The 12868-nt window shown below is 72.1% G+C and carries 10 protein-coding genes; 6 read left to right on the top strand and 4 right to left on the bottom strand.

Going from position 1 to position 12868, the window contains the following annotated elements; translation table 11 throughout:
• Nucleotides 1–98: 98 nt before the first annotated feature.
• Nucleotides 99–3950 carry a M36 family metallopeptidase gene (locus AC1DP1_RS06260; protein ID WP_477506136.1) on the bottom strand — a complete coding sequence of 1284 codons (3852 nt, stop codon included), beginning with the start codon at nt 3948–3950 and terminating at the stop codon, nt 99–101.
• 105 nt (nt 3951–4055) lie between these two features.
• On the opposite strand from AC1DP1_RS06260, the gene glgP reads away from it, so the two are divergent.
• Both glgP and AC1DP1_RS06250 read left to right on the top strand, forming a co-directional pair.
• Nucleotides 4056–6638, top strand: coding sequence for an alpha-glucan family phosphorylase (glgP, locus tag AC1DP1_RS06255; protein WP_477506135.1), 2583 nt, complete (start codon nt 4056–4058; stop codon nt 6636–6638).
• Between the two features lie 303 nt (nt 6639–6941).
• On the top strand, nt 6942–7274 hold the full coding sequence (locus AC1DP1_RS06250) for a hypothetical protein (protein ID WP_477506134.1): 333 nt from the start codon (nt 6942–6944) through the stop codon (nt 7272–7274).
• Nucleotides 7275–7349: 75 nt separating this feature from the next.
• On the opposite strand, the gene AC1DP1_RS06245 is transcribed toward AC1DP1_RS06250, so the two are convergent.
• Nucleotides 7350–7505 carry a hypothetical protein gene (locus tag AC1DP1_RS06245; RefSeq protein ID WP_477506133.1) on the bottom strand — a complete coding sequence of 52 codons (156 nt, stop codon included), beginning with the start codon at nt 7503–7505 and terminating at the stop codon, nt 7350–7352.
• A 29-nt stretch (nt 7506–7534) separates the two neighbouring features.
• A complete protein-coding gene (locus AC1DP1_RS06240) occupies nt 7535–7903 on the bottom strand; it encodes a hypothetical protein (protein WP_268110560.1) in 369 nt (122 codons plus the stop codon).
• A 53-nt stretch (nt 7904–7956) separates the two neighbouring features.
• Between AC1DP1_RS06240 and AC1DP1_RS06235 the strand changes: the two genes are divergently transcribed.
• A complete protein-coding gene (locus AC1DP1_RS06235; RefSeq protein WP_477506132.1) occupies nt 7957–8481 on the top strand; it encodes a MarR family winged helix-turn-helix transcriptional regulator in 525 nt (174 codons plus the stop codon).
• A gap of 63 nt (nt 8482–8544) precedes the next feature.
• Nucleotides 8545–9453 carry a helix-turn-helix domain-containing protein gene (locus tag AC1DP1_RS06230; protein WP_477506131.1) on the top strand — a complete coding sequence of 303 codons (909 nt, stop codon included), beginning with the start codon at nt 8545–8547 and terminating at the stop codon, nt 9451–9453.
• Nucleotides 9454–9465: 12 nt separating this feature from the next.
• Here the strand turns inward: AC1DP1_RS06230 and glgX are convergent, their stop codons facing one another.
• On the bottom strand, nt 9466–11643 hold the full coding sequence (gene glgX, locus AC1DP1_RS06225; protein ID WP_477506130.1) for a glycogen debranching protein GlgX: 2178 nt from the start codon (nt 11641–11643) through the stop codon (nt 9466–9468).
• A gap of 105 nt (nt 11644–11748) precedes the next feature.
• Between glgX and AC1DP1_RS06220 the strand changes: the two genes are divergently transcribed.
• Together AC1DP1_RS06220 and AC1DP1_RS06215 are read left to right on the top strand one after the other, a co-directional pair.
• Entirely contained in the window at nt 11749–12525 is a 777-nt protein-coding gene (locus AC1DP1_RS06220; RefSeq protein ID WP_477506129.1) for an enoyl-CoA hydratase/isomerase family protein, read from the top strand.
• Between the two features lie 30 nt (nt 12526–12555).
• Nucleotides 12556–12858: a hypothetical protein gene (locus AC1DP1_RS06215; RefSeq protein ID WP_477506128.1), complete on the top strand. Its 303-nt coding sequence runs from the start codon at nt 12556–12558 to the stop codon at nt 12856–12858.
• Nucleotides 12859–12868 lie beyond the last annotated feature (10 nt).

Here is a 12868-nt window from a genome sequence, read left to right as displayed (position 1 = left end):
CACACTTGCGAACCCGAACCTCGCACGCAAGCCGACCACGGCCGAGGCCACCCCTTGGGACGTCCCGACCGCGGTCGACCCGCGCGGGCCGCGGCCGGTCAGCGCACCATGGCCACCCTGATGGTGCGCAGCCTGCTGCGCGACGGGGCGAACGCCGTGGCGTCTGCCGGCACGAACCTCGCCCGCACGGTGGTGCGACCGGGGCGCAGTGCCTTCTTCGGCACCCCCACACGCGCGGTCCCGTCGTCGGTGGCGACGACCTTCCACGTCCGGCCGGCGAGCCGGACCACGAACCGGCCGGCCTCGCGGTCGCCGGTCGAACGCACGGTCAGGAACAGCACCGGAGCGGGCTTGTGTCGGGTCTGGAAGGCTCGCTTGACGACCATCCGGGTACGGGTCACGACAGCGGCTCCGCCGGTCGTCCCAGCTCCCGTCCCGGTGGAGTCGGGGGTCGTCGTCGTGGTGCCGGTCGTTGTGCCGGGCGTGGAGCCGGTCGTCGTGCCCGCCGGCTGCTCGGGCAGCCCGGCGTCCTCCGCGAAGACCTGGAGCTCCGAGGCGTGCACGATCGTGCCGCGGTCCGAGCCCGTCTTGCAGTCGGTCTCCAGCGGGTTGACCGCCTGTTCGGAGGCCGCGGTCTGGTCGCCGGCGTAGGCCTCCTGGCCGGTGCACTGGTTCTCCAGCGTGACCAGGCGTACGGCGGCAGCTGGGGTGTCGGGCACGTCGAACCCACGAAGGTTGAGCGTCGGTGCGACCGGCCGGGGCAGGCCGCTCGGGAAGGCGTCCGCCGGCGAGGTGTAGAACCGCGTCCACGTGGCGTCGGGCGAGGCACAGCTCGCGGTGCAGGCCTCGAGGGCGAACTGTCGCAGCGCGGTGAAGCGCGAGCCGGAGTCCGGGTCATCCTGCGCCAGCGGGATGTCCGTCGGCGAGGCCGGTGCCGGGGTGAGGTGGGCGCTCACCTGCACCCGCTTCACCGTGCTGACCTCACCAGCGAGGTCGACCGACACCGACGGGTGCGACTCGTCGACCTGGGCCTCGGTCACCCCGCCCCAGGTGGTCGCCTCGGTGCCGTCGATGAGCGCGTCCGGGTTGAGCGAGCCCTCGGTGGAGCCGATGACGGTGGCGCCCGCGGCCGAGGAGGCGAGGTTGACCACGTCGCCCACGGTCTCGGTGCGTGGCCCACCGTCAGGCAGGACCGTCATCGTCCAGCGCGTGAAACCGCGGTCGGGCGAGACGGCCACCATGTCGTAGGTGCCGGGTGTGAAGGCGGCGCTGGCACCCAGAGCCGTCCCGGGGTCGGTGTCGGCGACCGGGGTCACCCGCGCCTCGTAGTCACCGACGTAGATCTTCGCCTTGCCGGTGGTGGCGAACGTGACCGTCGAGGTCGGGCCGGTCGGGGTCGCGAAGCTCGGCGTCGGCTCGCTGTCGTCGGCGTCGGCCACGGCGGCGCCCGCCCCCATGCCGCGGCGGGCGAAGGCCGCCCACATGACGTCCGTGTCCGCGCCGCCGAACCGCATCTGGTCGGCGGCGGTCATGGCGTCGCGGGCGTCCAGCATCGAGGTCGCGCCCTGCTGGAGCAGGAACGCGTCGAACATCAGCTGCACCCAGCGCCGGTTGCCCGGGCAGGTCTCGACGGGGCGCGGCGTGGCGGTCGGCGTCGCCTGCGCGCACGCGAGCTGCAGCTGCGCGTCGTCGTACGGGAACCGGGCGTCGTACTTCTCCACGAGGGCCTGGCGGACCTCCCACATGGTCCCGTTCCAGATCTCGCCGTCGGCGTGGACCTCCGGACCGGTGGAGTCGAAGCCGTAGTCGGAGAAGTTGAGCGGGTTGCGGTCGATGGCGTAGTCGCGGATCGCGGTCTCGGTGTTGCCGGTGGCGTAGGCGCCGACGGCCCACACGTTCCCGCCGTTGCTGTAGCCGTGCGAGAACTGGTACTCGCCGGCGACCAGGTCGCCCCACGACTCGCCCATCGCGCCACCGTGCTCCGACGTCAGGCCCTCGTCGGGTCCGCCGACCATGCGGTTGCTGATGGCGTGGGTGTACTCGTGGCCGACGATGCCCATGTCGAGGCCACCGTCGGTGCAGGGTGCGTAGAACGCGCCGGCGATCGGCTCGAACAGGTACTGGTTGGTGATGCCCGGTGTGCCGTCCTGCAGCGTGACCTGGTTGGCGTTGTCGCGGCCGAGGAAGCTCGGGCTGCCGCCGGTGATGGCGCCGGCCTGGGCGTTGCCCACCTCCTGGTCGCCGGCGACCCCGCCCCGGCTGCCGTTGTCGAGCTGCAGGTTGTAGTTCTCCTCGGTGAAGCCGAGGTAGTAGGAGTAGTCGTGCATGCGGTTGTGGGCGGCGAAGAGGTTGCCCACCGACGCGTCGATGTCGTTGTCTCCGGGCACGAGCTGGCCGACGTCGCAGCGGCTGTTGTTCCAGCGGTCCTCGAAGTCCGCGGTGTAGTGGCGATCAGCGGAGACGGGCGCCTGGAGCAGCCCGCCGGGGGTGAGCGGGCTGGCCCACGCCTCGTGGGTGTTGGCGTTGTTGCCGACGGTCGTGAAGGTGGGCAGGGCGCTGACGGTGTCCCACGGCCCGAAGGCGGCGACGTTGCGCAGCGGGGTCGGCGGGGCGGTGCAGCCGGCCTCGGCGTTCCAGCACCCGACGATCGAGTTGTCCGGCGTCTCGGTGGGGGAGTCGAGGGTCGGGTTGGCGGTGAACCAGCGCCAGCGCGGGTTGGCGGCGAGGTCGCCGGCGCCGGGCGGGGCGGTGTCGCTGGCGCTGACCGCGAGGGCGTACTGGCCGGCGACCACGGACGCGGCGTCGAACGGGCAGACCTGTGCGGCGTAGGTGCCGGCGGGGATGGCGGCGGCGGAGTACGTCGCCACCTCGGGGTTGGTCGCCAGGTCGCCCGATACGAGGACCTCGTCACCGCGGAAGATCTTCACGACGAAGTCGTCGGTGGGCAGACCCGTGGCGACCGCGGTGATCGAGCGGGTCAGGTCGTCCTCGAGGTCGAAGGGGTGCTTGGGTCCGCACGCCGTCGGGGTGACGGCGCCCGTGAACACGTCGTTGTAGGCGAAGTTGTCGGACTTGTTGTGGCGCACGAGGACCTTGCCCGTGATGCCGTCGACCAGTGAGGTGAAGGCCAGGGTGGAGCCGCCGGCCACGTCCACGACGTTGGCCTCGAGGACCGGGCGGACGGTGCCGTCGGCCATCGGCAGGGCGCGGAGTCGCACCTGCTGCTCCTGGGCGAAGCCGGGAACGTTGAGCCGGGTCCATCCACCACTCACGGAGCGGACGACGTCGCCGACCGTGTCGGCCGGGATGCCGACAGACAGGTCCTCAGCCGCCCTCAGCCAGCCCTGGAGCGGGGTGAGGGCGGCGGCCGGCATCGCGGCCGTCGGGCGCGCGAGCGAGGACGAGACGTAGGCCACCTGGCCGTCCGCCACACCGACCGTCACCAGCCCGCCCAGCGCGGGGGCGGTCCCGTCGAAGTCCTGGCGGAGGAGCACGGCGCGGGCGGCCGAGCCCGCGAGCTGCTGGGAGCTGACGAGCGCCAGGTCGTCGACGCCGGCGGGCGACAGGCCGAACGCGGCCGCGTGGTCGCGCAGCCAGTCGCGCGCGGCCACCACGGGCGTGCCGTCCGCGGCGCCGAGGCTGCCGTCCGCCGGGAGGATCGACGCGGGGGTACCGAGGGAGCCCCAGCGCGTGGTCACGTCGCCGAGCGCCGCGACGGCCTGGCGCTGGAGCGGGGTCGGGACGGCCGAGCCGCGGGTGTCCACGTCCCGGGGGCCGGCGACGGGGTCGCCGAGGGTGCGGACGTCCGGCGGAGTGGGGCCCGGGGTGCTCGTCCCGGTCCCGGCGGTGGCCGAGGACGCGACCGGGGGGATGGTGCTGAGCGTGGAGATCGCGAGCAGCGTCGCGACGGCGAGGGAGGCGCGACCGAGGCGCGGTCGGGGGATGGTCATGCCGCAACAACGGCGTGGTGGGTCCTCGGGTTATGCGCCGCTGTGACGCGCAGGGGTGGGGGGCGCTCTTGGATCGTTCCAAGAAATGGCCTAGCGTGCTGGTCCGTGCGAGCGTTCAGACGATTCACCGTCCGTCCTGTCCTCCCCGAGCCCCTGGGGGCGCTGGCTGCCCTGGCCGGCAACCTGCGCTGGTCCTGGCACCCACCCACCCAGGACGTGTTCTCCTCGATCGACGCCGAGCTCTGGCGCCAGGTCAAGGGCGACCCGGTGCGCTTCCTCGGTGCCGTGGGCCGCGAACGGCTCGACGAGCTGGTCGAGGACGGCGACTTCCGCGCGCGCCTCGGCGCCGCGCACGCCGACCTGCAGCGCTACCTCACCGAGGACCGGTGGTACGCCCGCAAGGCCGGCGACGACGCCCCGCGCGCCATCGCGTACTTCTCGTCCGAGTTCGGCATCACCTCGGTGCTGCCGCAGTACTCCGGCGGCCTCGGCATCCTGGCCGGCGACCACCTCAAGGCGTCCTCCGACCTCGGCATCCCGCTGGTGGGCGTGGGCCTGTTCTACCGCCACGGCTACTTCAAGCAGGCGCTCGACCGGGACGGCTGGCAGCAGGAGAGCTACCCCGTCCTCGACCCCGACGAGCTGCCGCTGACCGTGCTCCGCGAGACCGACGGCAGCCGAGCGACGGTCTCCATCGCCCTGCCCGACGGCCCCGACCTGGTGGCCCGGATCCTCGTCGCCCACGTCGGTCGGGTGCCGCTGCTGCTCCTCGACACCGACGTCGAGGAGAACAGCGCCCACTACCGCGACGTGACCGAYCGGCTCTACGGCGGCAACTCCGAGCACCGGCTGCGCCAGGAGCTGCTCCTCGGCGTGGGCGGCGTACGTGCCCTGCGGGTGTGGTCGCGCATCACCGGCGCCCCGGCGCCGGAGGTCTTCCACGCCAACGAGGGCCACGCCGGCTTCCTCGGCATCGAGCGCATCCGTGAGCTCACCGTCGACGAGGCCGGGCCGCACGTGGACTTCGACACCGCGCTCGAGGTCACCCGCGCCGGCACGGTGTTCACCACGCACACGCCGGTGCCCGCGGGCATCGACCGGTTCCCCCGCGAGCTCGTCTCCCAGTACTTCGGCGGCAACTCGCCGACGCCGGGCGTCCCGGTCGACCGGATCCTCGCGCTCGGTGCCGAGGACTACGACGGCGGCGAGGCCGGCGTGTTCAACATGGCGGTGATGGGCTTCCGCCTCGCCCAGCGCGCCAACGGCGTCTCCGAGCTGCACGGCCACGTGTCGCGCGGCATGTTCAACGGCCTGTGGCCGGCGTTCGACGAGGCGGAGGTGCCGATCACGTCGATCACCAACGGCGTCCACGGCCCGACCTGGATCGCGCGCGAGGTCATCGAGCTCGCCGCGAGCCGCGGCGGCGACATCGACGGCGACGACACCGACGCCCTGTGGCCGCTCGTCGACCAGTTCAGCGACCGCGAGATCTGGGACCTCAAGCGCACGCTGCGCACCCGCTTCGTCGACGACGCGCGCGACCGGATGCGCCGCTCGGCGACCAAGCGGGGCTACGCCGCTGCCGAGACGACGTGGATCGACAACGCGCTCGACCCCAACGTGCTGACCATCGGCTTCGCGCGGCGCGTGCCGACGTACAAGCGCCTCACGCTGATGCTGCGCGACCCCGCCCGCCTCAAGAAGCTGCTGCTCGACCCGGAGCGGCCCATCCAGCTGGTCATCGCCGGCAAGGCCCACCCGGCTGACGAGACCGGCAAGCGGCTCATCCAGGAGATGGTGCGCTTCGCCGACGACCCGGAGGTCCGGCACCGCATCGCGTTCCTGCCCAACTACGACATCGCGATGGCGCAGCCGCTCTACCCCGGCTGCGACGTCTGGCTCAACAACCCGTTGCGCCCCTACGAGGCGTGCGGCACCTCCGGCATGAAGGCGGCGCTCAACGGCGGCCTGAACCTCTCGATCCTCGACGGCTGGTGGGACGAGTGGTACGACGGCAACAACGGCTGGGCCATCCCGTCGGCCGACGGCATCGACGACCCCGACCGGCGTGAMGACCTCGAGGCCAACGCGCTCTACGACCTGCTCGAGGGCGAGGTCGTGCCGCGCTTCTACGAGACCAACGACGAGGGCGTGCCCCCGCGCTGGCTGGAGATGGTCCGCCACACGCTGAAGTCGCTCGGCCCCAAGGTGCTCGCCACCCGCCAGGTCCGCGACTACGTCCGGGAGCTGTACGCCCCGGCCGCGCACACGGCGCGCACGCTCAACTCCGACTACGTCGGCGCCCGCACCCTGTCGGGTTGGAAGCACGACGTCCGCGCCGCGTGGCCGGGCGTCCGCGTCGAGCACGTCGACTCCGAGGGCGTGGGCGACCAGGCCGTCGTGGGCGCGACGCTCGCCGTCCGCGCCTGGGTGGCGCTCGGCTCGCTGTCGGCCGACGACGTCGAGGTGCAGGTCGTCCACGGGCGGATCGGCTCCGACGACGTCCTCACCGCGACCTCGGCGACGCCGATGCTGGTGGGGGAGTCCTACGACGGCAACCGCCACCGCTTCGACGCCGCCGTGCCGCTCGCGGTCTCCGGCCCGTTCGGCTACACGGTCCGCGTCGTCCCGCGCAACGAGTCGCTCGCCTCCGTCGCCGAGCTCGGTCTGGTGGCCGAGCCGGCCTGACCGTCAGGCGGCCGAGCTCGTCGCGAGCGGGTTCGGTCGCCGGCACCGACAGGAGTCGCTGCACGGCAGGTAGGTGTGCGCGGCGTGGCCGCACCCCGGGCACGGCAGGTCGTGGCTGAGGTGGGTCCTGCTGGTCTGGACGGTGTCCCACATGGTGAGTCTCCTTTCGGTGCTGGTCGGGTCGTGTCTCCCTCCAGCGTGCGCCTCCCCGTGCCCACTTCGCATCCGGGTTATTACGTACGTCGGCGGCGGGCCACCGGTAAAGGCGTTGCCGGGTGCGGCGGTCGCGAGGACGATCGCTCCATGCCCTCGACCGCTCCGCCCGGCATCCTCGAGCCCTTCCTCGCGGCTGCGGACGCCGCCGCCTCGTCGCGACCCGACGTGGACGCGGAGACCGCCCGCGAGCTGATGGCGGAGGCGGCGGGCATGCTGCACGACAGCCTCGCCCTGGACCACCTCGACGAGCACGACCTGCCGCAGGTCGTTGCTGCCCTCGCCGCCGACCTCACGGCCGTCGACCCGGGCGCAGCCGTGCGTGCCCGCGCGGCCGCGGTGGCCGAGGACGACCCGGCCCTCCACGACCCCGACGGCGTGCGCGGGACGTATCTCGTGGCCGTGCAGGTGCTCGGGCTCTGACCGGAGAAAGCAGACCGAGACCAGGACGAAGAGGGCGGCTGAGCGTGGTCGGGACGTCGAGCGGCAGGCCGGGGCTCAGTCGTCGCGCGTCGCGGCGTGCTGGTCGACGTTGCGCACGTCGTCCGGCTCGGGCGGGTGACCGGTGTCGACCCCGGCGACCAGGTCCTCGGCGTGTACGCCGGCGGGGAGGGTCGTGAAGCGCGTGTCGCGCGAGCTGTCAGGTGCTCCCATACGACGACTCTAGCGCCGGATCGGACACGTCAGCCGAAGGTCAGCCAGAGCCCGACGGCGGTCGGGACGACGGCGAGCAGCAGCCAGGGGGAGACGATGCGCTTGCCGTGGATCGCGCGGCCGACGGCGACGGCGAAGGCACCGAAGATGCCGGCGATGACGTTGAGGCCGATCTTGGACGACGTGGGGGAGTCGTCCAGCATCACGGCTGCGACGACGAGGCCGACGACGAGGTGCAGGATCGTGGTGACGGCCAGGGTCGACATCACCCATCGCTGCACGCGGGCGAGGTCACGGGCGTCCTTCTCGGGGTCCTGGACGATCCGGCGCGGGGCGTCGAGGTCGAGCAGGTGACCGCGACCCTTCTCCGTACGTCGAGCGGGAACGCTGCCGGCCATGCGAGCCTCTCTCACGAATCGTTTGCTGTGACAACGATTGCTAGGCTAACGGAATGTCCGCGCCCCGCCGAATCGACGACCACGACGATCCCCTCGCCCTCGAGCGACAGGTCTGCTTCGCCCTCGCGGTGGCGTCCCGCACGGTCATCTCGGTCTACCGGCCGGTGCTCGAGCCGATGGGGCTCACCCACCCGCAGTACCTCGTGATGCTGGCGCTGTGGGGCGGGGAGCCGTTGTCCGTGACCGACCTCAGCCGGCGGCTCGAGCTCGACCCGGCCACGCTCTCGCGGCTGCTCCGGCGGCTCGAGGCGGCCGGCCTGGTGCGGCGGGACCGCAACCCCGTGGACGAGCGCAGCCTCGCGGTGGCCCTGACCGACCGGGGCCGCGACCTGCGGACGCAGGCCCTCGAGGTGCCCGGCACGATCCTCCAGCGGCTGGGCCTGGAGCTCGACGAGCTGCTGGACCTCCGCGACCGCCTCACCGAGGTCATCGGTGCGGCGAAGGCGGCGACGGAGTCGACCACGGAGGCACGAACGGAGGCACGAACGGAGGCACGAACGGAGGCACGGCCCGCCTGAGCGGGTGCAGACTGCGCACGTGCGATCAAGTGCGCGGCCCGGCCGCGGACGAGGGTGGTGGCCATGACGACAGCGGCCGACACCTTCGCCGAGTTCCTCGCCACCCTGGCCGAGACCCTCGACCTGGGCGGCGACGAACGTGCCCGTCGGCTCCACCTCTCCCGCTTCCACCTCGCCCGCGTCGTGTCGGCGGCGGGCGGTGAGCCGCCGGAGCGGATGCGCCGGAGGCTGCTGCTGGAGCGCGCGGCGTACCGCCTGCTGACGTGCGACGAGCAGGTGGTCGACCTCGCGTTCGAGGCCGGCTACGGCTCGCACGAGGCGTTCACCCGGGCGTTCGCGCGGGAGTACGGCACCGCGCCGAGCCGCTGGCGTCAGCACCCCACCCGCACCCAGATCGAGGGTCCGAGCGGCGTGCACTTCCACCCGCCCGGCAGCCTGCGGCTGCCGACCTCCCGAAAGGTGACCCCGATGGACCTCATGACGCGCATGATCGAGCACCACGTCTGGCTGACCGGCGAGATGATCGACCGGGCGACCCGGCTCACCGACGAGCAGCTCGACGCCCCGATCGAGGTGCCGATCGGCACCATCGACGACGACATGACCATCCGCTCCGTGCTCGGCCGGCTCGTCGGGCAGCTGGCCCAGTGGAACGCCGCCGTCGACCAGCGGTCCTACGACTGGGACCAGGAGCGCGGCAAGTCGCTCAGCACGCTGCGGCGCGAGCTCGCCGAGGAGGGCCCTGCCTTCCTCGAGCAGGTGCGTACGACGATCGAGGAGGGCCGCCTCGACGACACCTTCGTCGACGTCACCTGCGAGTCGCCGCGGGTCTTCACCTACGGCGGGATGGTGGCGCACGTGCTCACCTTCGCCGCCGTACGACGCCTCGTCGTGCTGGGTGCCTTCGAGACCCTCGGCATCACCGACCTCGACGCCGGTGACCCGATGGAGTGGGTGGGCGCCCCGGCCTGAGCCCGGGCGCGATCAGGTCTGACGCAGCACCAGCACCGAGCGCGCCTGCAGCTCCATCGTCCCTCCCGCGACCACCGGGGTGCCGACGGCGAGGTCGGCGTTGGTCGACAGGACGACCTCGCCGTGGTGGACCCACTGGTTGGCCGGCAGCACCAGCTCGACGTCGTCGACGCCGGAGTTGAGCCAGATCATGAACGACCGGTCGCGCACCTGCTCGCCGTGCGGGCCGGGGGAGCGCAGGGGAGCGCCGTTGAGGAACATCCCGATGGTGCGGATGCTGTCGTCGTTCCAGTCGTCGACGGTCATCTCGTGGCCGCCCGGGTGCACCCAGACGAGGTCCTTGATGCCGCCCTTGATCGTCGGCCGCCCGGCGAACCAGTGCCGCTGCCGCAGCACCGGGTGCTCGCGACGCAGCCGCAGCGCGGTCTTGGTGATCTCGTAGAGGTCGAGCCACGCGTCGTCGGGGCGCCAGTCGATCCACGAGGTCTCGTTGTCCTGGCCGTAGGCGTTGTTGTTGCCGCCCTGCGTGCGCCCGCGCTCGTCGCCCGCCGTGAGCATCGGGACGCCGCTGGAGAAGCACAGCGTCGCCATCAGGTTGGCCGCCTGGCGACGACGCAGCGCGATGATCTCCGGGTCGTCGGTCTCGCCCTCGATACCGCAGTTCCACGACCGGTTGTTGTCGGTGCCGTCGCGGTTGTCCTCGCCGTTGGCGTCGTTGTGCTTGACGTTGTAGGACACGAGGTCGCGCAGCGTGAAGCCGTCGTGGGCGGTGACGAAGTTGATCGAGGCGTAGGGCGAGCGGCCGTCGTCGGCGTAGAGGTCGCTCGACCCGGACAGCCGGGTCGCGACGGTCCGTACGCCGCCCGAGTGGCCGCGCCAGAAGTCGCGGACCGTGTCGCGGAACTGGTCGTTCCACTCGACCCACGGCGGTGGGAACTCCCCGACCCGGTAGCCGTCCATCGACGCGTCCCACGGCTCGGCGACCAGCTTCACGTGCCGGAGCACGGGATCCTGCCCGATCGCGGTGAGCAGGTGCGAGCCCATGTCGACGACCTGCTCGGTGCGGGTCAGCGCGCTCATCAGGTCGAAGCGGAAGCCGTCGACGTGCATCTCGGTGACCCAGTAGCGCAGCGAGTCGAGGATCATCCGCAGGCTCTGCGTGTGGGTGGCGTCGACGGTGTTGCCGCAACCGGTGACGTCCCAGTAGCGCACCGGCTCGGGATCCTGGCCGGGCTTCGCCGTCGGCGGCACCACGCGCTGGTAGTAGCCCCGGTCGTCGAGGCCGCGGAAGCTGAGCGTCGGCCCGCGGGGGCCCGACTCGGCGGTGTGGTTGTAGACCACGTCGAGGATGACCTCGAGCCCGGCGAGGTGGAAGTCCTTGACCATCTGCTTGAACTCGGTGACCTGCTGGCCGCGGTCGCCGGCGGCGGAGTACGCGTTGTGCGGGGCGAAGTAGCACAGCGAGTTGTAGCCCCAGTAGTTGACCAGGCCCCGCTCGGCCAGGGCAGGCTCGGAGAAGAACTGGTGCACGGGCAGCAGCTCCACCGCCGTCACGCCGAGGTCCTTGAGGTAGTCGGTCACGGCCGGCGCTGCCAGTCCGGCGTACGTCCCCCGGAGCTCCTCGGGCACCCGGTCGTGCAGCGCGGTCATGCCCTTGACGTGCATCTCGTAGATCACGGTGTCGCGCCACCGGCGGTGCGGCGAGGTGTCCGGGCCCCACTGGAAGTCGTCGTGGACGACGACGCTGCGGGGGACGTAGGGCGCCGAGTCGAGGTCGCTGCGGGTCTTGGGGTCGTCCTTCACGTAGCCGAAGATGGCCTTGTCGACGACGAGGTCGCCGGACACGGCCCGGCCGTAGGGGTCGAGCAGGAGCTTGGCGGGGTTGAACCGCAGTCCGGCCCCGGGGTCCCACGGCCCGTCGGCGCGATAGCCGTAGCGCGCGCCACGCGCCACGCCCGGCAGCGCTCCGTGCCACACACCCAGCGAGAGCTCGGTCAGCCGGTGGCGCGTCTCGACGCCGTCCTCGTCGAACAGGCACACCCACATCGCACGTGCCTCGGGGGCGTACACCGCGAAGTTGGTCGACTCCCGGGACCACGTCGCGCCCAAGGGGTGGTTGCGACCCGGCCAGACCGCCATGGTCTCGCCGTCGTGGTTCCAGACAGTGCTCGTCTCGGGGGGCGGTGTCACGCGAGCCATTGTGGTGGCACAGTCCCGGCACGGCACAATGCGCCTCGCACCGCGCCCCACCACGACGCCACCCACGACGCCGTCCCACCGCGACAAGGAGCCACCATGGAGTTCGTCTCGATCGACGTGACCGACGGGGTCGCGGTCCTGCGGCTGGACCGGCCGAAGATGAACGCGATCAGCGTCCAGGTCCAGGCCGACCTGCGGGAGGCCGCCGCCGAGCTGACCGACCGCGACGACGTGCGTTCCGTGGTGATCTGGGGCGGCGAGCGCGTCTTCGCCGCAGGCAACGACGTGAAGGAGATGGCCGACCTGAGCTACTCCGACATGGTCAAGGTCTCTGCCTCGGTGAGCTCGGCCACGACCGCGATCGCGCGGATCCCCAAGCCGGTCGTCGCCGCGGTCAACGGCTACGCCCTGGGCGGCGGCTGCGAGCTCGCCCTCGCCGCCGACCTGCGCTTCGCCGCCGAGGACGCCGTCCTCGGCCAGCCCGAGGTGCTGCTCGGCATCATCCCCGGGGCCGGCGGCACGCAGCGCCTGGCCCGGCTGGTCGGCACGTCGCGGGCCAAGGACATCATCTTCACCGGCCGCTTCGTCAAGGCCGACGAGGCGCTGCGGATCGGGATGGTCGACCGGGTGGTCCCGGCGGACAAGGTGCTCGAGGAGTCGGTGGCGTACGCCGCCCAGTTCAGCGGCGCCGCCGCGCTGGCCGTCCGGGCCGCCAAGGAGTGCATCGACCGGGGCAGCGAGGTCGACCTCGACACCGGCCTGGAGATCGAGCGCCAGCAGTTCGCCGGAGTCTTTGCGACCGAGGACCGTACCCGCGGCATCACCTCGTTCGTTGAGAACGGACCGGGCAAGGCAACCTTCGTGGGCCGCTGAGCGGCCCCGGACCGAGAGGAAGACCACCACGTGGCAACGAAGATCCGGGCGACGCTCGCCCAGCTGGTGTGGCTGGCGTGCGCGCTCGCGGCGCTGGTGCTCGCAGCGGGGGCGCTGCTGATCGCGCTGGACGCCAACAGGTCCAACGAGCTCGTCGACGCGGTCCTCACGGCCGCTTYGTGGGCGGACCTCGACGTGTTCTCCCGCCGGGACGGGATCAAGCAGTTCCGCGGCGAGGGCGCCGAGGTCAAGAACGCACTCTTCAACTGGGGTCTCGCCGCCATCGCCTGGCTGGTGGTCGGTCGCGTGCTCTACCGCGTCATCAAGCCCTGACGCCGGGCCG

This window comes from Nocardioides sp. P4_G10, from assembly GCF_056401175.1.
The sequence above is the reverse complement of the archived record's forward strand: the minus strand, read 5'-3'. Positions and strand labels throughout refer to the sequence as shown.

Excerpts from the sequence above, each read along its gene's own strand:
- AC1DP1_RS06240 (WP_268110560.1), bottom strand. The coding sequence starts at position 7,903 with ATGGCCGGCAGCGTTCCCGCTCGACGTACGGAGAAGGGTCGCGGTCAC.
- AC1DP1_RS06245 (WP_477506133.1), bottom strand. The coding sequence starts at position 7,505 with ATGGGAGCACCTGACAGCTCGCGCGACACGCGCTTCACGACCCTCCCC.
- AC1DP1_RS06250 (WP_477506134.1), top strand. The coding sequence starts at position 6,942 with ATGCCCTCGACCGCTCCGCCCGGCATCCTCGAGCCCTTCCTCGCGGCT.
- AC1DP1_RS06235 (WP_477506132.1), top strand. The coding sequence starts at position 7,957 with ATGTCCGCGCCCCGCCGAATCGACGACCACGACGATCCCCTCGCCCTC.
- AC1DP1_RS06220 (WP_477506129.1), top strand. The coding sequence starts at position 11,749 with ATGGAGTTCGTCTCGATCGACGTGACCGACGGGGTCGCGGTCCTGCGG.
- AC1DP1_RS06230 (WP_477506131.1), top strand. The coding sequence starts at position 8,545 with ATGACGACAGCGGCCGACACCTTCGCCGAGTTCCTCGCCACCCTGGCC.
- AC1DP1_RS06260 (WP_477506136.1), bottom strand. The coding sequence starts at position 3,950 with ATGACCATCCCCCGACCGCGCCTCGGTCGCGCCTCCCTCGCCGTCGCG.